This is a genomic window from Nocardiopsis moroccensis (genome assembly GCF_055763695.1).
Map to the genome: position 1 here is coordinate 335,495 of NZ_CP199747.1, position 23,201 is coordinate 358,695.

Sequence of the window (23,201 nt, forward strand, 5' to 3'; positions counted from 1 at the left end):
ACGTTCACCGCAGTGGACCTCGGGGCAGGACCTTGGAGGCGTAACTCCGAGGGAGCAGCCCATGGTGCCCATGACCACCGAAGACGTTCACGAGTACATCAACGGGGTCTGTTTCAAGACCGGACCCCCCGGAAAGGTCGGAGCCGAGACCGAATGGCTCGTCACCGACCCCGGACAACCCACCGCGCCCGTTACCATCGACCGCCTCACGGGACTGCTGGAGGCCTGTGGCCCCCCGCCCGCGGGAAGCCGGATCACCTTCGAACCCGGCGGCCAGATCGAGCTCAGCTCCGCCGCACTGCCGGGCCCCGCACGAGCCCATGAGGCTCTGGCCAGGGACCTGGACCACATCCGCAAGACCCTCGCCGACGCCGGACTGCGCCTGTCCGAGACCGCCCTGGACCCCGTGCGGCCCCCCGTCCGCCAGCTCCGGCTGCCCCGGTACGCCGCCATGGAGCGCTTCTTCGCCAACCACCGCCACCCCAGCGGCCACACCATGATGTGCAGCACCGCCTCGCTCCAGGTGTGCCTGGACACCGGTGCCGACGACGCCGACGTGCGCTCCCGGTGGGAACTCGTCCACCGGCTCGGCCCCGTCCTGGTGGCTGCCTTCGCCAACTCCGCCGTCTGGCGCGGGCGCCCCACCGGCTGGAAGTCCACCCGCTGGGCGATCTGGGCGGCCACCGACGCCACCCGGACCAGACCCGTCCTGGAGCCGCACACCCGCACCGACCCCGCGACCGCCTGGGCCGAGTACGCCCTCGCGGCCCGGGTGATGGCCGTCCCCGAGATCCCCGGCGGCGGGGGAGAGTGGACCGCCGACCCGGGGATCAGCCTGGCCGACTGGGCCGGTGGCCGGGGCCCGCGCCCGCTGACCCCGGCCGACCTGGAGTTCCACCTGTCCACGCTCTTCCCGCCCGTGCGCCCGCGCGGCTGGTGGGAACTGCGCATGATCGACGCCCTCCCGCTGCGCTGGTGGCCGGTCCCGGTGGCGCTCGCCGCCGCCCTGACCGACGACCCCCGCGCCCGTGCCGTCGCGGAGGAGGCCACCGAGCGGATGTGCCGGGGCGCCGTCCCCGAACCCGTGCTGTGGCTGAACTCGGCCCGCCTGGGCCTCGCCGCCCCCGAGGTGGACGCCTGCGCCCGGACCTGCTTCGACGCCGCGGTGGAGGCACTACCGCGGATGGGGGCGGCCGGGCTGGCGGCCCTCGTCGACGAGTACGCGGACCACTACGTCCGGCGCGGCCTCTGCCCCGCCGACAGCGGCCCCGACACCGGCCGCGACGGTGGCCCCCGGGAGGCTTCCGGGGGCGGGGCCCGGGTCCCCGAACCCCGCCCGGCAGGGCCGGGAACCGGTCCGGAACCGGCCGCGGACGAGGGGGCCGGCGCCCGTCCCGCACACAGTGGAGGTTCCTCATGAGCCGCGAACAGGAACACGCCAAGGAGCGCATCGCCGCCGAACTGGACCGGAGCAGGCGGCGCAGCAACGGTCTGACCCTGGACGCCCTGGACGAGGAGGACCTGCTCGCCCAACACTCTCCGCTGATGTCTCCGCTGGTCTGGGACCTGGCGCACGTCGGCAACTACGAGGAGCAGTGGCTGCTGCGGGCCGCCGGGGGACGCGAGGCACTGCGCCCCGACATCGACGGCCTCTACGACGCCTTCGAGAACCCCAGGGCCGACCGGGTCTCCCTGCCGCTGCTGCGGCCCGAGGAGGCGCGCGAGTACAACGAGCGGGTGCGCCGCGAGGTCCTGGACGCCCTCGACTCCGCCGACCTCTCCGCTGTCCCCGCGCCCCGGCGGGCGCCCGGCGCGGAGCCGGGCGCGGCAGCACCGGGGGAACGCTCCCTGCTGGACTCGGGGTTCGTGTTCCACATGGTGATCCAGCACGAGCACATGCACGACGAGACCATGCTCGCCACCCACCAGCTGCGCCGGGGCGGCCCCGTGCTGTTGGAGGAGGAGCCCGCCTTCGCGCGAGCGGCCCCGCCCGCTGCCGACGAGGTCCTGGTTCCGGCGGGCCCCTTCACCATGGGCACCGACGACGACCCCTGGTCCTACGACAACGAGCGCCCGGGCCACACCGTCGACCTGGGCGCGTACTGGATCGACACCGACCCGGTCACCAACGCCGCCTACCTGGAGTTCGTCGCCGACGGCGGGTACCGGGACCCGCGCTGGTGGACGCCCCGCGGCTGGCAGTGGCGGGAACGGCGCGGAGCACTCGCCCCCGCCTTCTGGTCCGAGGAGGACGGCGGGTGGAGCCGACGCCGGTTCGGCCGCCGTGAACAGGTACCGCCGCACGAACCCGTGCAGCACGTGTGCTTCCACGAGGCACAGGCCTACGCCCGCTGGGCCGGAAAACGGCTGCCCACCGAGGCCGAGTGGGAGAAGGCGGCCCGGTTCGACCCCACCACCGGGCGCTCGCTCCGCTTCCCCTGGGGCGACGGAGAACCCGACCGCCGCCACGCCAACCTCGGCCAGCGCAGGCTCGGCCCGGATCCGGTCGGCAGCCGCCCGGACGGGGCCTCGCCCCTGGGGGTGCGGCAGTTGGTCGGCGACGTGTGGGAGTGGACTTCCACCACCTTCGACGGCTACCCCGGGTTCACCGCCTTCCCGTACCGCGAGTACTCGGAGGTCTTCTTCGACGACGGTTACAAGGTCCTGCGCGGTGGGTCCTGGGCCACCCACCCCACGGCCGTCCGATCCACCTTCCGGAACTGGGACCACCCGGTCCGCCGCCAGATCTTCAGCGGGTTCCGCTGCGCACGCGACGCGGACCGCGGCTGATGTGCCGCCATCTCGCCTACCTGGGGCCGCCGCGCACGCTCCACGACCTGCTGTACGCGGCGCCCCACTCGCTACACGTGCAGTCCTGGGCGCCCCGTCGGCAGAGGTACGGGACCGTCAACGCCGACGGCTTCGGCGCGGGCTGGTACCCGCAGGGGCCGGGACGGCCCGAGTGGCAGCGGACCGAAGGTGAGCGGCCCCCCGAGCCGCTCCGGTACCGCCGGGCCATGCCCATCTGGGGTGACGCCTCCTTCGCCGACGCCGCCCGCGCCATCACCTCCGGGTGCGTGGTCGCGGCGGTCCGCGACGCCACCGTCGGCTTCGGCTCGGAGGAGTCCGGAGCCCAGCCCTTCCGCGCCGACCGCCTCCTGTTCAGCCACAACGGGGCGGCCGAGGACGACGAGGCGCTGGCCGCGGCTCTGGGCACGCCGTTCCCGCCCGGTGCTCTGGACGCGCGGGCACCCGTGGACTCCGCACCCCTGTTCGCGCACACCGTACGGCTGTGGCGGTCCTCCGGGGATCTGGCCGCGGCCCTGGCCGCGGTGGTCCGACACGCCCGGGAGCACTCCGAGGGCAGGTACAACCTGCTGGCCAGCGACGGAGAGGTGCTCGTCGGGACGGCTGCGGGGGACACCCTGTACATCCTGCGGAGGGGGGAGGGCGAGGGGGTATGGCTGGCCTCCGAACCCTTCGACGACGGCCGGGGCTGGCGGCGGATCCCCGACGACTCGGTGGTCGTGGCCACCCGCGAACGCACCGACATCCGCCCCATCGGCTGAGGACGTCCCCCGCAGCACCTCACTGGCATCGCCCCGCCCCGGGTACATCCGTAAGGGACACAGGAGGCACCATGTTCCGGATCGACCGCAACCTGACCGCCGACGAACTGGACAAGGCCCTGCGCGCCGACGTGGCCGAAGGGCTCACCGCGCGGCCCAAGCAACTACCGCCCAAGTGGTTCTACGACGAACGCGGCAGCGCGCTGTTCGAGGACATCACGCGGCTTCCGGAGTACTACCCGACCCGGGCCGAACGCTCCATCCTGGAGCTGCGCGCCGACGAGATCGCCGACGCGGCCGACGCGGCGGCCCTCATCGAACTCGGCTCCGGGGCCGGGGTCAAGACGCGCCTGCTCCTGGACGCCATGCGCCGCCACGGCGGCCTCACCCGCTTCGTCCCGGTCGACGTCAGCGGCGACTTCCTCGCCTCCTCCGCCCGTCCCGTCGCCGACGACTACCCGGGCCTGGACGTCCACGCGGTCGTCGGGGACTTCGAACACCACCTGGGACTGCTGCCGGTCAGCGAGGGCGGCCGCCAGCTCCTCGCCGTCCTCGGCTCCACCATCGGCAACCAGGAACCGGGCCCGCGCGCGGCCTTCCTCCGCGACATCCACGACGTCCTGCACCCGGGTGACCGCCTCCTGCTCGGCGCCGACCTGGTCAAGGCCCCGGACCGGCTCGTCGCCGCCTACGACGACGCCCAGGGGGTGACCGCCGCCTTCAACCGCAACGTGCTCTCGGTGATCAACACCCGGTTGGGCGGTGACTTCGACCCGGAGGCCTTCGACCACCTGGCCGTGTGGAACGCCGACCGGGAATGGATCGAGATGCGGCTGCGTGCCCGCTCGGCCCAGCACGTCCGGGTGGCCGACCTGGACCTGGAGGTGGACTTCGCGGCGGGGGAGGAGATGCGTACCGAGGTCTCCGCCAAGTTCCGCAGACAGGGGCTGAGCGCCGAACTCGACGGGGCCGGGTTCGACCTCACCCACTGGTGGACCGACACGGCGGGGGACTTCGCGCTCACGCTCGCGACCGCCCGCTGAGTCCGGTCCACCGTCCTCTTCGGGCGGTCGTCCCCGGTTCAGCCGGGGCCGACGGCTCCGGTGAAGAGCACCAGCAGCGGAAGGGCGAGGTTGTTGACCACGTGCACGGCCACCGCGGGCCAGACCGATCCGCTGCGCCGCATCACCTCGGCGGCGACGACACCCACCACGAACGCCGCGGGCAGGATGATGTTGATGCCGTGGAAGAGGGCGAAGACCGCCGAACCGCCGAGCACCCCGACGAGGGGCCCATAGCGCAGCAGGGCGTTGGTGACCACACCACGGAAGAGGAACTCCTCACCGACGGGGGTCAGCACGGACAGGAACAGGACGGTCAGGACCAGGGCCACCGGGCCTCCGCCGGCCGCCTCGTAGTACATGCCCTGGGGGTTGCTGTCGAACCCGGTCAGGGCGGTGATGGCGAGGATCAGCGCGCCCTTGGCGACCAGAGCGACCACGCCCCCCGCCGTACCGATGAGCATCCAGCGCCAGGTGGTGCGACGGATACCGAAGGCGCCGAGCGAGCGGATGCGCACCGCCGCGGCCGCGGCGAAGCCGACGAGTCCTGCCACACCCGACCAGGCGGCCACGGCGAGCCCGTACACCACGGGGCTCGCGTCCGGGAGGCCGAGCAGGCCGAGGATCACCAGCAGGGCCACGGCCCCCGTCATGGCGAGCAGCCCGACCGCGATCTCCGGCCACCCCGGACGCGTCGGGGAGGCGCTGCCGACCGGGGCCTGGCGCCGGGGGTCGTCGGGGCGGGCTGCGCACATGGTGGCGGTCTCCCTGTTCTCTCGGTCTCCTCGGCGGCCCCACGGCCGGGTCCGCCGTTCCCCGGCGTCGTGTCCGCGGGGACGTCTCCAAGTACAGTCGCCGCCGCGCCCGTCCGGCAGTGGCGCCGCGTCACCACCGCGCCGTGACGTTTCTCCGGGGCAGTGGTGACGTGGTGTCACTGGTGCCCGGCGCCGGGGGCCTCGTACGACGAAGCACCGCTAGAGCCCGGCAGCGGCTCCGATCAGGGAACCCACCAGGTAGGTCACCAGCATCGCGAAGGAACCGCCCGCCACGCACCGCAGGGCCGCCCGCACCGGCAGGGCGCCGCCCATCCGGGCACTGACCGCTCCCAGCAGACCGGTGGCCGCCAGCACCGCGATCACGGTCACCGCCAGGCGCCAACTGCCGGGGCTCAGCAACATGGCCGTGAGCGGGACCAGCGCGCCGAGCAGGAAGGAGAACATGCTGGCGAGGGCGGCCTGCCACGGGTCGACCCGGTAGCGGTTCAGGCCCAGTTCCACCTCCACGTGGGCGCGCAGGGCGTCGTGGTCGGTGAGCTCCCGGGCAACCCTCCTGGACAGCTCCTCGCTCAGGCCGCGCGCACGGTACATCCCGGAGAGCTCCTCCAGTTCGCCGTCCGGGTCCTCGGTAAGCTCCCTGCGTTCGTGTGCGATCGCGGCCCGCTCGGTGTCGCGCTGGGTACTCACCGACACGTACTCGCCGGCGGCCATCGAAAGCGCGCCCGCCAGGGTCCCGGCGACCCCCGCGACCAGCAGCGCCTCCCGGTGCGGGGTGGCGCCCGCCACTCCCACCACCAGGCCTGCGGTCGAGACGATACCGTCGTTGGCGCCCAGTACCGCGGCTCTGAGTCCGTTCAGCAGCGAGCTCAGGCGTTTCTGCGACTGTTCGGTGTCCTCCGGGCGCTCCTGTGCCATGGAGCCACAGTCGCACGCGTGGTTCCGGTTGCCCCGCCCCACCACGCCGAACACCAGCCCGGACTCCGGTACGCTCGACGCGTGTTCAAGGTAGGAGTTTTCGGCGCCGATGGGCGCATGGGGTCAGAGGTCGTCAGGGCGGTTCGGGCCGCCGACGACATGGAACTCGTCGCGGGCGTGGACAGCGCCGACGACCGGGACGCGGTGCTGGGGGCGGACTACGTCGTCGACTTCACGCACCCCGACGTGGTGATGGGCAACCTGGAGTGGCTCATCGGCCACGGGATCCACGCCGTCGTGGGGACGAGCGGTTTCGACGAGGCCCGCCTGGCCGAGGTCCGCGCGCTCCAGACGGCCACACCCGGATCCAAGGTGCTGATCGCACCCAACTTCGGTATCGCTGCGGTGCTGATGATGCACTTCGCGGAGAAGGCCGCACCGTACTTCGACTCCACGGAGATCATCGAGCTGCACCACCCCAACAAGGCCGACGCCCCGAGCGGAACGGCCTACCGGACCGCCGAGCTGGTCGCCGGGGCCCGCCGCGAGGCCGGAACCGGGGCGATGCCCGACGCCACCACCTCGGAGATCCCGGGTGCCCGCGGCGCGGACGTCGACGGCGTCCGGGTGCACGCGCTCCGGATCCAGGGCCTGATCGCCCACCAGGAGGTCGTGTTCGGCACCGACGGCGAGACGCTCAGGATCCGCCACGACTCCATGAACCGCACGTCCTTCATGCCCGGGGTCCTGCTGGGCATCCGCAGGACCGCGGAGCTCCCCGAGCCGCTCACCCTGGGCCTGGAGCCCCTCCTCGGCCTGGAGTAGGACCGCACGCTCAGCAGGGGACCGTCCGGGAGGGCGGTCCCCTTCGTCGTGCGCGGGAGCCGCCTGCGCGTACCGTCGCGACGGAGTCTAGGCGCCCCGGCGGCAGGTGAGGAAGATCTGGACCTCCGGGGGTGCGCCCCCGGGCCCGGGCTCGTAGGCGACCGCACGTTCGTCCTCGACGATCAGGCCCGCCTTCTCCACCACCCGACGCAGCTCCTCACGGGGATAGCCCGACACCCGGATCTCGGAGCCCAGGAACGGGATCGGGGTGTCGTCCAGGTCCGCCTCCACCATCGACAGGCACAACAGGCCCCCGGGCAGCAGGGAGGCGCGCACGCGGCCCAGGGCCTCGGGGATCCGCTCCTTGGGCAGGCACAGCAGCGAGAAGAACGCCACGATGGCGTCATAGGACCTCTCCACCGGGTCCAGGTCGAGGATGTCGGCCCGGCGGAACTCGGCCTCCGGGACGTTGCGGCGGGCGAGTTCGAGCATCCGTTCGGAGATCTCGAACCCGGTCACCCGCGCACCGGCCAGCACCAGTTGGCGGGCGGTGGGCAGGCCGGTGCCCGACCCGAGGTCGAGCACGTGCGCTCCGGGAGGGAGCAGGCTCAGCATGCGCCGGACGCAGTCCTGCTGGCCCTCCTTGTTGGGGAAGGCCTCGTCGTAGTGCTCCCCGATCGCGTCGAAGGCGCCCGCCTGGTGGGCGTTGCGTTCGGCCCACGCCACCGGGTCGGGGGCGAGTTCGCGGGGATCGGGGGTGTTGTCGCTCGGCACGGTGTTCGGCTCTCCCTGGGGTGGACTGCGAGCAGGCATCGTAACTGGTGTGGGCGCCATCACGCACGATTGCTCAGCCCGGGCCAGGCAGTACGGCGTGTCCGTACTCCAGGTAGACCGGGTCCGAACCCCGCTCGTCCACCGCGACCGCTGCCAGCATCCGCTGTGCGATGCGCTCGGGCAGGTACTCCGTGAGCTTCGCGGGCGGCACCCACTCCCAGCCGGACAGCTCCTCGGGCGGCAGCCGGAAGTCCGTCCCGGCGACCTCGACGCGGAACAGCCACTGCAGCGCGGCGGTGCGCGGGGGCCTGGGCGGCACCCAGTCCACCACCAGCAGCGCCCGGACCCGGGCGTCCACACCCAGCTCCTCGCCGATCTCCCGGCGGCAGGCGGCCAGCGGGGACTCCTCGGCCTCCATGATCCCGCCGGGGATGCCCCAGGGCTGGTCGGGCACGTACACGCGCCGCACCAGCAGCACCTCGCCCCGCTCCGAACGGATGAGCGCGCCCGCCGCGCCCCGGGTCGCGGGCAGGCTCGCGAAGAACTCCTCGTCGCTCAGATGGTTCACACCGCCGACCCTAGGACGTGCGGTTCACTCCCGGGGAGTGAACGAGCCGAAGGTGTCGCGGATGACGGTGTCGTAGGCGCGGAGTTCGCTCTGCGGCCCGTACCAGGCGATCCAGTAGGCCGTGGTGCCCTCGGTGCCGCCCACGTGGATCTGGAGGACGGTGCTGAACCGTTCCGGGTCCTCGTCCCAGCCCAGGTCGAGGGCGATGTTGTCGAAGCCCCTGTAGGTGTCCTCGAACATCACCGCGTCCCAGGACTTCGGGACGTCGATGTAGTCCTCGGGGTCCAGGGACCGCTGGGAGCGGTCCGTCACGTCCAGTTCGTCCATGGCCTTCTCCCACGCCTCCTGGGATTCGGTGGCGGCGTCCTCGTGCTCGGGGGAGGTGTACCAGCCGGCGGACATCAGGGTCTCCGGGAACTCCTCCGCCCCCTCCGGAGGCAGGAAGTCCACCGAGCCCCAGGAGCTCTGGTGCGGTTCGTCGCCGTGGACCTGCGGTTCCCAACCCTGCGGGTGGTCGACCAGGAAAGTCTCCGCGGAGTACCTGTCGTACTCGACGGACAGCTCGTCGGGGGAGAGCAGGTACACGCCCAGGGCCGTGACGAGCGTGAGCGCGACCGCGGCGGCCCCGGCCAGCAGCAGGGCGCGGCCGCGCCCGTCGGAGACTCCGGCGGCCCCCGGGACGGGACCGGGACCAGTGGGGCCGGTGGGCGGCCCGATCGTTCCGGCGGGTGCCGCCACGGCTCCGGTGGACGGTCCCGTCGGGGCGGTGGGCGGCCCCAGAGGCACCATGCCGCCCCGCAGGGCGGCCAGGGCAGCCTCCGCCGTGGGGCGGCGGTTCGGATCGCGTTCCAACAGGGCCGTGATCAGCGGGGCCAGCGCACCGGACCGCGTCGGTGGCGGAAGGGGCTCCGACAGCACCGCCGCGATGGTCCGGCCCGTCTCGCCCCGCCGGAACGGGTGGCGCCCCTCCACCACCGTGTACAGGGTCGCGCCCAGTGCCCACAGGTCCGACGGGGGCTCCGCCGGGCCCTGGCCGCGCAGCCGTTCGGGAGCCATGTACGGGGCCGATCCCATCCGGGCTCCGTCCCTGGTCACCTCGTCCTCGCCCGCGATGGTGGCGATCCCGAAGTCGGTCAGGAGCACCCGGCCGTCCTCGGACAGCATGACGTTTCCGGGTTTGACGTCGCGGTGGACGATGCCCCGGGCGTGCGCGGCCCCCAGCGCCTCCAGCAGCGCCTCCGCGACCCGGGTGGCCTCCGGCACCGGCAGGGGACCGCGCTCGGCGACCTCCTCGCGCAGGGAACGCCCCCGGACCAGCTGCATGACCACCCACGGGTCGCCGTCCACGTCGAGGATGTCGTGCACGGTCACCACACCGGGCTCGTCGGCCAGACGCCCCGCGGACCGGGCCTCCCGGCGCATCCTCGCGTGGAAGGCGGACCGCTGCTCCTCGGAGATCCCGGCGGGCAGGACCATCTCCTTGAGAGCGACGTCGCGCCCCAGCACGCGGTCCCAGGAGCGCCAGACCGCCCCCATGCCGCCGCGCCCGAGTTCGCCGCGGATCTCGTAGCGGTCCGCCACGACGCGGGGGACGTCCTCGCCAGTGCTCGTCATGGCCGTCCTTCGGGGATCGGGGGAGGGGCCTAACGCTGGACGAGCCTAGCAACAGGGCTCCGGGACCGGCCCGGCGTGAGGGGGGTCCGGACCGCGGGCGCCCGGGATCAGCCCAGGGCGAGGGTGACGGAGAACAGCAGGCCGAAGGCCATCTGGAGCCTGCCGGTCTCACCCAGGCCCAGGACCAGGTCGTGGCCCTTCTGGCCGCCGAGGACCCGGCGCAGCGGGGGCACCGCCAGCGGAGCGGACAGCAGCACCAGCGGCACCCACCAGGACACCGCGGTCAGGACCAGGGCGACCGCGTAGGAGACCGCGACCATCCCCGCGTACAGCCGTCGCGTGCCGGTCTCGCCCAGGCGCACGGCCAGGGTGATCTTGCCGGTCTCCCGGTCCGTGGGGATGTCGCGCAGGTTGTTGATCACCAGCACCGAGCAGGAGAGCAACCCCACCGGGACCGAGGCCGCCCAGGCCTGCCAGGGCAGCGCCTCCAGTTGCACGAACACCGTGCCCACCACGGCCACCACACCGAAGAACACGAACACCGAGACCTCGCCCAGACCCCGGTACCCGTACGGAGTCCGGCCACCGGTGTAGTACCAGGCGGCGGCGATCGCGGCCGCGCCGATCAGCACCAGCCACCACGAGGTGGTCGCCACCAGCACCAGGCCGACCGCACCGGCGAAGGCGAAACTCCCCAGGGCCGCGGCCAGCACCTGCCTGGGCGCGGCCAGACCGCTCGCGGTCAGCCGGGTCGGGCCCGTGCGCTCCTCGGTGTCGGTGCCCTTGACCCCGTCGCTGTAGTCGTTGGCGAAGTTCACACCCACCTGGAGGGACATCGACACCACCAGCGCCAGCAGCGCCTTCCACCACACGAACCCGTCCAGGGAGAAAGCCAGCGCGGTACCCACCGCCACCGGGACGACCGAGTTCGCAAGCGTGCGGGGGCGCAGCCCCGAGACCCATTCACTGACCGTGGCCACGCGCCGGTCCTCCAGTTCGAGACGGGGCGCGCCGGAGGCACGCCGAGACAACCACCCAACGGTAGTACCTGGCCGACGCCCCGCCCAACCGGCACCGCGCGCCCCCGTGGCCGGGCACCGTCCGCGGGGCTACTCCGAGACCGACGCGTGCAGCCGCACCATCGGCAGCAGCCGTCCCATGTCGATCTCCCTGCGCGCACCGTCGGCGCGCCACCCCGACGCCTCGAAGAACGACCGCAGAGCGTTCTCCTCCTCCGGGGCCCACACGTGCACCGTCCTGAACCCGCCCTCGACCAGGTGGTCCACGCACGCGTTCAGCAGACGGCTGCCGTGTCCCTCCCGGACCCGCTCCGGGTCCACGTGCAGCGCGAACACCTCCCCGTCCGTGGCGGGCCACAGGTCCGGATCCCCGGCCGGGCCGAAGGCCGCGAACCCCACCACCGTCCGCACCCCGCCGACCTCGTCGGTGGCCACCACGAGCCGGTGCCTGGAGGTGGGCGGCGACTCCAGCGCCGCGCTCCACTGCTCGCGGAACTGTTCACGGGCCTCCCCGCCCCCCAGTCCCTCCGCCACCTCCGCGGGCAACAACTCCCCGTACACCGCACGCCACGACGCGACCTGCAGGTCCACCACCGTGTCCACGTCGGCGGAACGGGCGGGGCGGACGAACTGTGCACTGGACACGGGGGCCTCCTGAAGGGGCACGAGGGGCGGTAACGGCAAGATCACCCACGCCGGAGTTTCCGGACCTTGCCATGGCATGGGAACATCTACCTTGTGAGCCTCATTATCAGAGTTATCGTGAACGCGCTCGCCCTTTGGGCGGCTGTCCTCCTGGTCGACGGGATCGACGTCGCGGCGCAGGACACCACCGGTCAGATCGTCACCTATCTCGCGGTCGGCGCGATCTTCGGTGTGGTGAACGCGGTCATCAAACCGATCGTCAAAACGGTCGGTTGCCTGTTCTACGCCCTGACCCTCGGTCTCATCGGCCTGGTCGTGAACGCGCTGCTGTTCCTGCTCACGGAGTGGATCTCCGGTTGGTTCGACCTCCCCTTCCACGTGGAGGACTTCTGGGCCGCCTTCTTCGGCGCCATCGTCGTCACCATCGTGAGCTGGGTCGCCAGTATGTTCCTCCCGGACGGGCAGGACGACTGAGCAGCCTCCGGCAACCTCCCGACCACCGTTTCCCGACCGCGGTGACCCCGGGCCCCGCCTGCGTGGCGTGGGCCCGGGGCGGGTAGGTTCACAGGTCAGGACTCTTCCGGTTACCGGTCGGCTCCACCCGGTTCCGGCTTGCCTCCCACCTCGACCAGCGAGGACGGGGGCCGAACCGCAGAACGCTCCCGCGCACTCCCTGCGCGGGGCACACAGACTTTCCCGCGTCCGGCTCCGGCTGTTCACCGGTCGCGGCGGCGGACGCACAGCGCCGCCTTCACCCGTGTACGGAAGTACTCGGCACGGGACGTATCAGTTTGTTTCTCACGCACATGGAGAGGAGGAGGGGCACCCCGGACCCTTGACGCTTCCGGAAAAGGGTCCGAAAGCCTTTCACACGCGATGGTAGACACCAAGAACCGTCCGTTCGGCAAGATGCTGACCGCGATGGTCACCCCGATGCTCGAAGATGGGGAACTCGACTACGACGGCGCGGCCAGACTCGCCTCGTACCTGGTCGACGAGCAGCACAACGACGGCCTCATCATCAGCGGGACGACCGGTGAGTCGCCCACGACCAGCGATGACGAGAAGGACCGCCTGCTTCGTGCGGTGGTCGAGGCGGTCGGGGACCGGGCCCAGGTCGTGGCGGGGGTCGGTACCAACGACACGCGCCACAGCGTCCGGCTCGCGAAGGCCGCGGAGGCGGCGGGCGCACACGGCCTGCTGGCCGTCACGCCCTACTACAACAAGCCTCCGCAGGAGGGGCTGATCCGGCACTTCTCGGAGATCGCCGACACCACCGAGCTGCCGGTCATGCTCTACGACATCCCGCATCGCACCGGGACGCCGATCGCCTCCGAGACCCTGGTCCGGCTGGCCGAGCACCCGCGCATCGTCGCCAACAAGGACGCCAAGGACAACGTCGGCGCCAGCTCCTGGGTCATGGAGCGCACCGACCTGGCGTACTACTGCGGCACCGACATCCTGAACCTGCCGCTGCTGTCGGTCGGCGCGGCCGGTTTCGTCAGTGTCGTCGGCCACATCGTCGGCAGTGACCTCAAGGACATGATCGACGCCTTCGAGGCCGGCGAGGTCGGCCAGGCGTTGGCCATCCACCGCCGTCTCACCCCGGTCTACACCGGCATGTTCCGCACTCAGGGCGTCATCACGACCAAGGCCGTCCTCAACCTCTTCGGGCTCCCCTCCGGCCCGGTCCGCACACCGCTCGCCGACGCGTCCTCCGAGCTCCAGGCACTCCTGCGCGAGGACCTGGCCGCCGCCGGGGTCAAGGGCCCGATCGGGCTCGCCCCGCACCAGGCGGTGCCCGCCAGCGCGGTCCGCGTCGAACGTCTCACGGAGGGTTCCGTATGAGTCACCCGCACCCCGAACTCGGCCCGCCCCCGCCCCTGGGCAAGGGCGCCCTCCGCATCGTCCCGCTGGGCGGGCTCGGCGAGATCGGCCGCAACATGACGGTCTTCGAGTACGAGGGCCGTCTGCTCATCGTCGACTGCGGCGTGCTCTTCCCCGAGGAGGAGCAGCCCGGCGTCGACCTGATCCTGCCGGACTTCGACTACATCCGGGACCGTCTCGACGACATCGAGGCGATCGTGCTCACCCACGGGCACGAGGACCACATCGGCGGCGTGCCGTTCCTGCTGCGCGAGCGGGCCGACATCCCGATCGTCGGCTCCAAGCTCACCCTCGCGCTGATCAGCGCCAAGCTGGGCGAGCACCGCATCAAGCCGGAGACCGTCCAGGTGGAGGAGGGGGAGCGCCACGACTTCGGCCCCTTCAACCTGGAGTTCTTCGCGGTCAACCACTCCATCCCGGACGCGCTCGCCGTGGGCATCCGCACCTCCGGCGGCTCCGTGCTGCACACCGGTGACTTCAAGATGGACCAGCTGCCGCTGGACGGCCGACTCACCGACCTGGCCGGGTTCGCCCGGTTCGGCGACGAGGGCGTCGACCTGCTGCTGTCGGACTCCACCAACGCCGAGCAGCCCGGGTTCGTCGTCAACGAGCGCAACCTGACCGAGGCCATCGACAAGGTCTTCCGGCAGTCGGAGAAGCGCGTCGTGGTGGCCTGTTTCGCCTCGCACGTGCACCGCGTCCAGCAGGTGATCGACGCCGCGGTGCGCCACGGGCGCAAGATCGCCTTCGTCGGCCGCTCCATGGTCCGCAACATGAACATCGCGCGGGACCTGGGCTACCTGAGCATCCCCGGCGACACCATCGTCGACGTCAAGCAGCTCGACAAGCTGCCCCCGGACAAGGTGCTCATGGTCTGCACGGGCTCCCAGGGCGAGCCCATGGCGGCGCTCAGCCGGATGGCCAACCGGGACCACCAGATCCGGATCGAGGAGGGCGACACCATCCTGCTCGCCTCCTCGCTCATCCCGGGCAACGAGAACTCGGTCAACCGGGTGATCAACGGCCTGACCCGCTGGGGCGCCAACGTCGTGCACAAGGGCAACGCCCTCGTGCACGTGTCCGGCCACGCCTCCGCCGGCGAGCTGCTCTACGTCCTCAACATGGTGCGTCCGCGCAACTTCATGCCGGTGCACGGCGAGTGGCGGCACATGCGGGCCCACTCGGACCTGGCCAAGCTCACGGGCGTCCCGAACGACCGCATCGTCATCGCCGAGGACGGCGTGGTGGTCGACCTGTACAAGAACCGCGCCAAGATCGTCGGCGCGGTCCAGGCCGGGTACGTGTACGTGGACGGCTCCTCGGTCGGCGACGTCACCGACGCCGCGCTCAAGGACCGCCGCATCCTCGGCGAGGAGGGCTTCATCTCCGTCGTCGTCGCGGTGGACTCCAACACCGGGAAGATGCTCGGCGAGCCCGAGATCCATACCCGGGGCGCGGGCATGGGCGCCGACGCCTACGACGACGTCATCGACAAGCTCCAGGACGCCCTGGACAAGGCGGCCGCCGACGGGGTCAACGACCCGCACCAGCTGCGCCAGCTCATCCGGCGCAGCACCGGGCGCTGGGTCAACGAGACCTACCGTCGCCGTCCCATGATCATTCCCGTCCTGGTCGAGGTCTGACCCGGACCGGACACGACACACCGGACGGCCCGGGAGCGCGCACCGCGCTCCCGGGCCGTCCGGTGTTTCACGGGAGGCCGCCGCGACACGCCGCGCGGCCTTCGTGTCCCGGGCTGGACGTCTTAGTAGGCTTCCCGCCGTGCCGGGTCGCTGTGCCCGCGCCCTGAGAACGACCCCGTCCCCGTGGAGGTGACCCCCCGATGGCCACGCGTGCCTCCTCTGGCGGTTCAGGGCGCAGGAAGCCCGCCGCACGCAAGCCCGCGGCGAAGAAGCGCATGCCCGACGGGCCCATCGCCTACGTCGTCGCCCTCTTCGGCCAGTTCCTGCTCGTCCTGTGGAAACTCATCGCGCACACCGTGGGCGGGGCGGCCCGAGCGGTCGGGCGCAGCGCCCGCGACCTCGACCCGGACCTGAGGCGGGACGGCGCCGGCCTGATCCTGCTGGCCCTGGGAGTCCTGGTGGCCGCAGCCGTGTGGTGGCGGAGCGAGGGGCCGCTCCTGGAGGCCACCCGCATGGTGGTCGTCGGCGGTTTCGGAACCTTCTCCCCGATCCTGCCGCTGCTCTTCCTGCCCGTCGCCGTGAAACTGATGCGCACTCCCAGCACCGGCCGGGAGGGCGACGCGGGACGCCTGTTCATCGGGGTCACCGCGATCATGCTCGGGCTGCTCGGGCTCATCCACATCGCCCACGGCGTCCCCCAGCCCGCGGACGGCCTCGAGGGGCTCCAGAAGGCGGGCGGCCTCATCGGCTTCATCGCCTCGGGACCGCTCAGCGCCGTCGTCACCCCCTGGCTCACCGGTCTCCTCCTGGCACTGATCCTGGTCTTCGGGATCCTCGTGGTGACCGCCACCCCGATCCGCCGTATCCCCGACCGCCTCCAGACCCTCTTCGGCGCCCTCATGGAGCGCGACGCCGGGCCCGACTCCGGCATCGGCATCCTCGGAGCGGACCCGGAGAGGAAACCCGCCAAACCGCGCAAGCGCAGGCCCAGGGCCGAAACCGCCGGGAGCGAGACGGTCGCGGGCGACCACGAACGCCCCTACGACAGCCCGGTCCTGCCCAGCGGGTCCGAGCCCAAGAAGATCGCCTCCGCTCCGGACGAGGAGGAGGACGAAGAGGTTCGGGACAAGCCCGCCTCCCGTCGAAGGGCCAAGGCGCCGGCACCCGACCCCACCCCGCCGCCGGCCACCACCGAACAGCTCTCCATCCCCTCCCGCGTGGTCGAGGGCGACTACGAGCTGCCCGCCCCGGTGATGCTCAAGCCCGGCACCCCGTCCAAACCGCGTACCAAGGCCAACGACGAGGTGGTCGCGGCCCTGACCGGGGTCCTGGACCAGTTCAAGATCGACGCCGAGGTCACCGGCTTCACCCGCGGTCCCACGGTCACCCGCTACGAGATCGAGCTCGGCCCGGCGGTGAAGGTCGAGAAGGTCACGGCCCTGTCCAAGAACATCTCCCTGGCGGTCAAGAGCACCGACGTGCGCATCCAGTCGCCCATCCCCGGCAAGTCCGCGATCGGCGTGGAGATCCCCAACACCGACAAGGACATCGTCAGCCTGGGCGACGTGCTCCGGTCCCCGGCGGCCACCTCCGACGACCACCCCATGCTGGTGGGCCTGGGCAAGGACGTCGAGGGCAGCAACGTCGTGGCCAACCTCGCGAAGATGCCGCACGTGCTGGTCGCCGGTGCCACCGGCGCCGGTAAGTCCACCTGCATCAACGGGCTCATCACCTCGCTGATGATGCGCGCCACCCCCGACGAGGTGCGGATGATCCTGGTCGACCCCAAGCGGGTCGAGCTGACCATGTACGAGGGCATCCCGCACCTGATCACCCCGATCATCACCAGCCCGAAGAAGGCCGCCGAGGCCCTGCAGTGGGTCGTCGGGGAGATGGACCGCCGCTACGACGACCTCGCCGCCTCCGGGTACCGGCACATCGACGACTTCAACGCCGCCGTGCGCACCGGCGAGCTCACCGCCCCGCCGGGCAGCGAACGCGTCTACGAGCCCTACCCCTACCTGCTGGTGATCGTCGACGAGCTCGCCGACCTGATGATGGTCGCCCCCCGCGACGTCGAGGACGCGGTCGTGCGTATCACCCAACTGGCCCGCGCGGCCGGGATTCACCTGGTGCTGGCCACCCAGCGGCCCAGCGTCGACGTCGTCACCGGTCTGATCAAGGCCAACGTCCCCTCCCGGCTGGCCTTCGCCACCTCCAGCCTCTCCGACAGCCGCGTCATCCTCGACCAACCCGGCGCGGAGAAGCTCGTCGGCAAGGGTGACGCGCTCTTCCTTCCGATGGGTGCGGGCAAGCCCATCCGGCTGCAGAACGCCTGGGTGGCCGAGAAGGAGATCCGCGGGATCGTCGACCACTGCAAGAAGCAGTCCGAACCCAGCTACCGCGAGGACGTCGCGGTGGCCGGCACCAAGAAGAAGGAGATCGACGAGGAGGTCGGCGACGACATGGACCTGCTGTTGCAGGCGGTCGAGCTGGTCGTCACCACCCAGTTCGGGTCCACGTCGATGCTCCAGCGCAAGCTCCGCGTCGGTTTCGCGAAGGCGGGCCGCCTGATGGACCTGATGGAGAGCCGCGACGTCGTCGGCCCCACCGAGGGGTCCAAGGCCCGCGACGTCCTGGTCGCCCCGGACGACCTCGCTTCGGTGCTCACCGACATCAGGGGCGGCTGAGCCCCCTCCGTGCCCGTCGTGCGTCCGCCTCGCCCGATTTGGTGCGATCTTGAGGGCCGCATGGGGCGTGGTGACCTGCACCGGAGGGCTCCGGGTAGCAGAGTGGGTCCACGTAGGCACAGAAAGTCGCGGGGGGAGTGCGCATGGCGACGATCGGCCAGACCCTGTCCGCTGCACGGATCGCGGCGGGTTGCTCCTTGGAGAACCTGAGCACACGTACACGGATCCGGACACAGGTCCTGAGAGGCATCGAGAACGAGGACTTCGTCCCCTGCGGAGGGGACTTCTACGCGCGCGGGCACATTCGGAGGATCTGCAAGTTCCTCGGACTGGACCCCGCGCCACTCCTGGAGGAATACGACCGCGAACACGCCTCCGGGGACAGGCCCACCTTCGTCCCCCCGCCCCGGCACCCGTCCGCGAAACCCAAGGCGGCCCGGGTGGCGGCGGCCGAGGGCGGACGGGCCCACACCGGGACGAGCGACCACGAGGCACCGCAGGAGGTGCTTCCCGCCCGGGTCGGGGACGAGGAGGCCGACCCCGAACAACGGGCCGAGAGCTGGGGACACTTCGAGCGCAACCAGAGACTCGCCCGGCCGCTTCGGCGCAACCGGCCCAGGGGAGTGGCGGCCCCGGTACCCGGGCCCCGGCGGCCCGGCAGGCACAGCAAGCCCGAGAACCGGCCCCGGGACGACAGGCCCGCCGCCCGGGTCGCCGTCACCCGGACCCGGACGCTCCGGGGGGAGAGGGTCCGACGGCACTGGCCCTGGGCCGTGGTCGGCCTCATCCTGGTCACCGCGGTGTTCGTGGGGGTCCGGACCTGGCAGGGCTGGGAGGAGGGCGCCCCCGTCCGCACCGCGTTCGGTTCGGCCGGTTCCAACAGCGAGGAGGGCATTCGCTCCTCGGCGGCCCCGGACACCGAGGAGGCCCGGGAGACCGAGGCGGCCCAGGAGACCGCGGGGGACGCCGCCGGGGACGCGGCCACGGGTCAGACCGGTCCCGCGGCCGGTGAGGTGGACGAGTTCACCGTCGCCCTCACCGCCTCCGAGCGCAGTTGGATCAGGGTCAGCGACCCCGCGGGCGAGGACCTGTTCACCGGGTTCCTCACCGAGGGCGAGTCCCAGGACTACCGGACCGGGGTACCGCTGACCCTGTGGGTCGGCAACGCCGGGGCGATCGAGGTGTCCGTCGACGGGCGGGAACAGGGGCCCAGCGGAGGGCTCGGCGAGGTGAAGGAGGTCATCGTCGGAGCCGACGGCCTCGTCGACTGACGATCGACTCCACAGCGGGCGCGCAACCGCGGGTTCCAGGGAGTACGGACGAGGCCGGGGTACGGGTGGGTTGGTCAACCACGGTAGTGTGGGGGGCTGCGGGCGGCGACAGTCGACGCCTTCGTGCGAGCACGAGCCGACCGGGTACCCCGGCCTTCGACCACGCCGCGCCCCGCAGCACCCGAAGCTCTCCCACACGCTTGGAAGCCATGTCATCGCGCCGTACTGTCTCACTCGTCACCCTGGGGTGTGCGCGTAACGAGGTCGACTCAGAAGAGCTCGCCGGACGCCTGGCCGCCGGCGGCTGGGACCTCGTCGACGACGACACCAAGGCCGACGTGACCGTCGTCAACACCTGCGGGTTCATCGACGCCGCCAAGCAGGACTCCATCGAGACCCTGTTGGAGGCGGCCGAGGGCGGCGGGAAGGTCGTCGCCGCCGGGTGTATGGCCGAGCGCTACGGCTCCGAACTCGCCGGGGCCCTCCCCGAGGCCAACGTCATCGGATTCGACGACTACGCCGCCATCACCGACCGGCTCGACGACGTCGTCGCCGGACGCGAACTGGTCCCGCACGACCCGCGCGACCGCCGCACCCTGCTGCCGATCAGCCCGGCCGAGCGCGGCGACTCCCAGGTCCACGTGCCCGGGCACGCCGCGTTCGCCGAGTCCGAGGGCGCGGACGGCACCGAGCTGCCGTACCGCGCCGCGGTCCCGCGCCGTCGGCTGACCGGCGGCCCCGTGGCCAACCTCAAGATCGCCTCCGGCTGCGACAGAAGGTGCACCTTCTGCGCGATCCCGGCCTTCCGCGGCGCCTACATCTCCCGTCAACCCGACGAGATCGTCCGCGAGGCCGAGTGGCTGGCCGGCGAGGGCGTGCGCGAGGTGTTCCTGGTCAGCGAGAACTCCACATCCTTCGGCAAGGACCTCGGTGACGTGCGCGCGCTGGAGAAGCTGCTGCCGCGCCTGGCCGCCGTCGAGGGCCTGGAGCGGATCCGGGTCAGCTACCTCCAGCCCGCCGAGGTCCGCCCCGGGCTGGTGGACGTGCTCACCGGCACCCCGGGGGTGGTCCCCTACTTCGACCTGTCCTTCCAGCACGCCAGCGGTCCGCTGCTGCGCCGTATGCGCCGGTTCGGTGACCGCGAGCGCTTCCTCGAACTGTTGGAGACCGCCCGCAGGGGCGCGCCGGAAGCCGGAGCCCGCTCCAACTTCATCGTCGGTTTCCCCGGGGAGACGGAGGAGGAGTTCCAGGAGCTGGTGTCCTTCCTCAGCGAGGCCCGCCTGGACGCCATCGGCGTGTTCGGCTACTCCGACGAGGACGGGACCGAGGCGCTCAACCACGGCGACAAGGTGTCCGAGGAGGTCATCCAGGAACGGGTGGACACGCTCAACCGCCTCTCCGAGGAGCTCATGGCCCAGCGGGCCGAAGAACGCGTCGGCACCGAGGTGACCGTCCTGGTGGAGTCCGTCCTGGAGGACGGCGCCTACGAGGGCCGCTCCGAGCACCAGGCGCCCGAGGTGGACGGCAGCACCATCCTGTACGGCGAGAACCTCGCGGTCGGGGACCTGGTGCGCGCCACCGTCATCCAGTCGGCGGGCGCCGACCTCGTCGCGGAGCAGGACGGGGAAGCCGGAGACAGATGAGCACCAACGACGCCGCGGCCTCGCCCGCCCCCCAAGCCCCGTTGTGGAACATCGCGAACATCCTCACGATGAGCCGCCTGGTGATGGTGCCGGTCTTCGTCTGGTTCATGTTCCTGGACGGGACCGGGTGGCAGTCCGCGGCTTTCGCCGTGTTCGTGCTGGCCGCGATCACCGACCGTGTCGACGGTGAGCTGGCCCGTCGGCGGAACCTGGTCACCGACTTCGGCAAGATCGCCGACCCCATCGCGGACAAGGCGCTGACCGGTGCCGCGCTGATCGTGCTGTCCGTCCAGGGCGACCTGTGGTGGTGGGTGACCATCGCCATCCTGCTGCGCGAATGGGGTGTCACGGCCCTGCGCTTCGCGGTCCTGCGGTACGGGGTCATCCCGGCGAACAGCGGCGGCAAGCTCAAGACCGTGCTGCAGATCGTGGCGATCAGCATCTACCTGTTCCCGCTGCACCTGCTGCCGTTCACCGCGGTGTTCACGTGGATCGCCCACGGGGTCATGGCCGCGGCCCTGGCCGTCACACTCTGGACCGGCCTGACCTACCTGGTCGGCGCCGTCCGCCTGGTACGCGCCAAGGGCGCCCCGGGCTCCGACGCGGAGCCGGGCCGGTGACCGGGGCGCAGGTGGGGCTCCCGCTCGGCGACGCTGCGCTGGAGGCCGCGGAGGCCGCACACCGGGCCCTGCTGGAGGACGGGTCCACCTGCGCCACCGCCGAGTCCCTCACCGGAGGGCTCATCGGCGCTCACCTGACGGCGGTCCCCGGTTCCTCGTCCACCTACCGGGGCGGCGTCGTCACCTACGCCACCGACACCAAGGCGTCCGTCCTGGGGGTCCCCCAGGACCTGTTGGACGAACACGGCGCGGTCCACCCCGACGTCGCCGCCCACATGGCGCGGGGTGTGCGACGCCTCGTCGGAGCCGATTACGGGGTCGCGGTCACCGGCGTGGCGGGGCCCGAACCCCAGGACGGCCAGCCCGTCGGCACTGTCTACGCGGCGGTGGCGGGACCCGACTCACACACGCGGGTCGTCCGCTTCGGTTTCAGCGGGGAGCGCGCGGGTATCCGCTACGACACGGTCGAGGGTGCGCTGAGGCTCCTGAGGGCCGCAGTCCGCGGGGAAGCGGCGGGAAACACCCGGAGCTGATCCCTCCGGCCGGTCCGCCTCCCCCGGAGCACGGGAACAAAAACACCCCCGGCCGCGGTTCCCCCTCCAGCGAACAGGACGGCAAGAGGTGCCCGAATCGGGCGTGGGGCAGGTACGGTGTTGTATATGAAGGTCGCTACCGGTGGGAGGGAGCGCGAATGATGGTCCTGCTTCGTCACCTACTTGGTGACGTGCTCAGGCGGCTGCGGCAGCGCCAGGGCCGCACCCTCCGCGAGGTGTCGGCCGATGCACGGGTCTCCCTCGGCTACCTGTCCGAGGTGGAGCGCGGTCAGAAGGAAGCCTCTTCCGAACTGCTCTCCTCCATCTGCGGGGCCCTCGGGGTCCCGCTCTCACAGGTGCTCAGAGAGGTCTCCGACCAGCTGGCCCTGGCCGAGCTCCAGGAGGCCGCACTGTTGGGCGACGCGGTCACGAACGACCCCGTCCCCGCCCAGGACCTCGGCATCGAGCCCGTACCGGATCGTGTTCCCCAGGTCGCCGACATGGCGGGGGTCTGACACCCCGCCCCGTGCGGGTACCTCAGCACACGTCACACAGATCTCGTTCAAGGAGCCGGTCACCCCTCGGGGTGGCCGGCTCCTTGCGTGTGCGGTGGTGTCCGCGGCGGCAGCGCGATCAGCGGTGGGTGTGGTTGACCCAGGCCTCGGGGTCCTCGGCCAGGGAACGCACCTGGTCGGGGAGCTCGTTGCTGACCAGGTGCTGGAGGTTGACCCCCTCCAGGATGGCCCGCTCACTGGCACGCAGGGCGATCCACACCTGTTGCAGGCTGCGGGCCGCCCCGTCGTAGTCGACGTGCTCGGGGCGTTCCCCGCGCACGTTGGCGAGCGGACCGTCGACCGCTCGGATGATGTCCGCGAGGGAGATCTCCCCCGGAGGCCGGGCGAGCCAGTAGCCGCCAACGGGGCCCCGTTGGCTGCGCACCAAACCGGCGCGGCGTAGCTGGGTGAGAATGTTCTCCAGGAATTTTCCGGGGATGGCCTGCGCGCGTGCGAGCTGCTCGGCCGTCACCGGACCGTCGCCGGCGACAGCGAGCTCTGCGGCCGCGCGAAGCGCGTAGTCGACCCGGGCTGAAAGGCGCATGCTGTGATTATGCCGTGGTTAGAAGGGCGAATGGGGCACCGGGCGCCGAC

Annotated in this window: 22 protein-coding genes; 14 read left to right on the forward strand and 8 right to left on the reverse strand. The window is 71.7% G+C overall.

Annotated features, from left to right (window positions below):
• Nucleotides 1–61: 61 nt before the first annotated feature.
• The 4 genes from egtA to egtD all read left to right on the forward strand — a co-directional run bounded on the left by egtA (nucleotide 62) and on the right by egtD (nucleotide 4,612).
• On the forward strand, nucleotides 62–1,420 hold the full coding sequence (gene egtA, locus ACUKCB_RS01340) for an ergothioneine biosynthesis glutamate--cysteine ligase EgtA (RefSeq protein WP_473038631.1): 1,359 nt from the start codon (nucleotides 62–64) through the stop codon (nucleotides 1,418–1,420).
• On the forward strand, nucleotides 1,417–2,790 hold the full coding sequence (gene egtB / locus ACUKCB_RS01345; RefSeq protein ID WP_473038632.1) for an ergothioneine biosynthesis protein EgtB: 1,374 nt from the start codon (nucleotides 1,417–1,419) through the stop codon (nucleotides 2,788–2,790). Before egtA ends, egtB begins: the two co-directional genes overlap by 4 nt.
• Nucleotides 2,790–3,569 (forward strand): ergothioneine biosynthesis protein EgtC, encoded by a 780-nt coding sequence (gene egtC, locus ACUKCB_RS01350; protein WP_473038633.1) that lies wholly within the window; start codon nucleotides 2,790–2,792, stop codon nucleotides 3,567–3,569. Before egtB ends, egtC begins: the two co-directional genes overlap by 1 nt.
• 71 nt (nucleotides 3,570–3,640) lie before the next feature.
• The gene (gene egtD, locus ACUKCB_RS01355; RefSeq protein WP_473038634.1) at nucleotides 3,641–4,612 is read left to right on the forward strand and encodes an L-histidine N(alpha)-methyltransferase; all 972 of its coding nucleotides are present in this window, start codon (nucleotides 3,641–3,643) and stop codon (nucleotides 4,610–4,612) included.
• Nucleotides 4,613–4,650: 38 nt separating this feature from the next.
• Here egtD and ACUKCB_RS01360 read toward each other — a convergent pair whose 3' ends face one another.
• On the reverse strand, nucleotides 4,651–5,385 hold the full coding sequence (locus ACUKCB_RS01360; protein ID WP_473038635.1) for a lysostaphin resistance A-like protein: 735 nt from the start codon (nucleotides 5,383–5,385) through the stop codon (nucleotides 4,651–4,653).
• A 219-nt stretch (nucleotides 5,386–5,604) separates the two neighbouring features.
• Nucleotides 5,605–6,321 (reverse strand): VIT1/CCC1 transporter family protein, encoded by a 717-nt coding sequence (locus ACUKCB_RS01365; protein WP_473038636.1) that lies wholly within the window; start codon nucleotides 6,319–6,321, stop codon nucleotides 5,605–5,607.
• Between the two features lie 81 nt (nucleotides 6,322–6,402).
• Here ACUKCB_RS01365 and dapB point away from each other — a divergent pair, with 81 nt between their 5' ends.
• On the forward strand, nucleotides 6,403–7,146 hold the full coding sequence (gene dapB, locus ACUKCB_RS01370; RefSeq protein WP_473038637.1) for a 4-hydroxy-tetrahydrodipicolinate reductase: 744 nt from the start codon (nucleotides 6,403–6,405) through the stop codon (nucleotides 7,144–7,146).
• A gap of 87 nt (nucleotides 7,147–7,233) precedes the next feature.
• Here dapB and ACUKCB_RS01375 read toward each other — a convergent pair whose 3' ends face one another.
• From ACUKCB_RS01375 to ACUKCB_RS01395, 5 genes are all read right to left on the reverse strand, one after another.
• Nucleotides 7,234–7,920, reverse strand: coding sequence for a class I SAM-dependent DNA methyltransferase (locus ACUKCB_RS01375; protein WP_473038638.1), 687 nt, complete (start codon nucleotides 7,918–7,920; stop codon nucleotides 7,234–7,236).
• Between the two features lie 73 nt (nucleotides 7,921–7,993).
• Nucleotides 7,994–8,488 (reverse strand): NUDIX domain-containing protein, encoded by a 495-nt coding sequence (locus ACUKCB_RS01380; RefSeq protein WP_473038639.1) that lies wholly within the window; start codon nucleotides 8,486–8,488, stop codon nucleotides 7,994–7,996.
• Nucleotides 8,489–8,512: 24 nt separating this feature from the next.
• Complete coding sequence (locus ACUKCB_RS01385) at nucleotides 8,513–10,102, reverse strand: serine/threonine-protein kinase (protein WP_473038640.1); 1,590 nt, start codon at nucleotides 10,100–10,102, stop codon at nucleotides 8,513–8,515.
• Between the two features lie 107 nt (nucleotides 10,103–10,209).
• Complete coding sequence (locus tag ACUKCB_RS01390) at nucleotides 10,210–11,082, reverse strand: 1,4-dihydroxy-2-naphthoate polyprenyltransferase (RefSeq protein WP_473040881.1); 873 nt, start codon at nucleotides 11,080–11,082, stop codon at nucleotides 10,210–10,212.
• A gap of 129 nt (nucleotides 11,083–11,211) precedes the next feature.
• Nucleotides 11,212–11,766, reverse strand: coding sequence for a GNAT family N-acetyltransferase (locus ACUKCB_RS01395; RefSeq protein WP_473038641.1), 555 nt, complete (start codon nucleotides 11,764–11,766; stop codon nucleotides 11,212–11,214).
• Nucleotides 11,767–11,859: 93 nt separating this feature from the next.
• Here ACUKCB_RS01395 and ACUKCB_RS01400 point away from each other — a divergent pair, with 93 nt between their 5' ends.
• From ACUKCB_RS01400 to ACUKCB_RS01440, 9 genes are all read left to right on the forward strand, one after another.
• The gene (locus tag ACUKCB_RS01400; protein ID WP_191275868.1) at nucleotides 11,860–12,240 is read left to right on the forward strand and encodes a phage holin family protein; all 381 of its coding nucleotides are present in this window, start codon (nucleotides 11,860–11,862) and stop codon (nucleotides 12,238–12,240) included.
• A 402-nt stretch (nucleotides 12,241–12,642) separates the two neighbouring features.
• Nucleotides 12,643–13,614, forward strand: a complete 972-nt coding sequence (dapA, locus tag ACUKCB_RS01405) for a 4-hydroxy-tetrahydrodipicolinate synthase (protein WP_191275866.1) — start codon at nucleotides 12,643–12,645, stop codon at nucleotides 13,612–13,614.
• Nucleotides 13,611–15,296: a ribonuclease J gene (locus tag ACUKCB_RS01410; protein ID WP_473038642.1), complete on the forward strand. Its 1,686-nt coding sequence runs from the start codon at nucleotides 13,611–13,613 to the stop codon at nucleotides 15,294–15,296. Before dapA ends, ACUKCB_RS01410 begins: the two co-directional genes overlap by 4 nt.
• Before the next feature lie 200 nt (nucleotides 15,297–15,496).
• Nucleotides 15,497–17,986: a DNA translocase FtsK gene (locus tag ACUKCB_RS01415; protein ID WP_473038643.1), complete on the forward strand. Its 2,490-nt coding sequence runs from the start codon at nucleotides 15,497–15,499 to the stop codon at nucleotides 17,984–17,986.
• Nucleotides 17,987–18,129: 143 nt separating this feature from the next.
• Complete coding sequence (locus ACUKCB_RS01420; RefSeq protein ID WP_473038644.1) at nucleotides 18,130–19,257, forward strand: helix-turn-helix domain-containing protein; 1,128 nt, start codon at nucleotides 18,130–18,132, stop codon at nucleotides 19,255–19,257.
• Nucleotides 19,258–19,466: 209 nt separating this feature from the next.
• Complete coding sequence (rimO, locus tag ACUKCB_RS01425) at nucleotides 19,467–20,900, forward strand: 30S ribosomal protein S12 methylthiotransferase RimO (protein ID WP_473038645.1); 1,434 nt, start codon at nucleotides 19,467–19,469, stop codon at nucleotides 20,898–20,900.
• Entirely contained in the window at nucleotides 20,897–21,520 is a 624-nt protein-coding gene (gene pgsA, locus ACUKCB_RS01430; protein WP_473038646.1) for a CDP-diacylglycerol--glycerol-3-phosphate 3-phosphatidyltransferase, read from the forward strand. Before rimO ends, pgsA begins: the two co-directional genes overlap by 4 nt.
• Nucleotides 21,517–22,053: a CinA family protein gene (locus ACUKCB_RS01435; protein ID WP_473038647.1), complete on the forward strand. Its 537-nt coding sequence runs from the start codon at nucleotides 21,517–21,519 to the stop codon at nucleotides 22,051–22,053. Before pgsA ends, ACUKCB_RS01435 begins: the two co-directional genes overlap by 4 nt.
• Nucleotides 22,054–22,211: 158 nt before the next feature.
• Nucleotides 22,212–22,568 (forward strand): helix-turn-helix domain-containing protein, encoded by a 357-nt coding sequence (locus ACUKCB_RS01440; protein ID WP_191275846.1) that lies wholly within the window; start codon nucleotides 22,212–22,214, stop codon nucleotides 22,566–22,568.
• Between the two features lie 118 nt (nucleotides 22,569–22,686).
• Here the strand turns inward: ACUKCB_RS01440 and ACUKCB_RS01445 are convergent, their stop codons facing one another.
• Nucleotides 22,687–23,151: an RrF2 family transcriptional regulator gene (locus ACUKCB_RS01445; protein ID WP_191275843.1), complete on the reverse strand. Its 465-nt coding sequence runs from the start codon at nucleotides 23,149–23,151 to the stop codon at nucleotides 22,687–22,689.
• Between the last annotated feature and the right edge of the window lie 50 nt (nucleotides 23,152–23,201).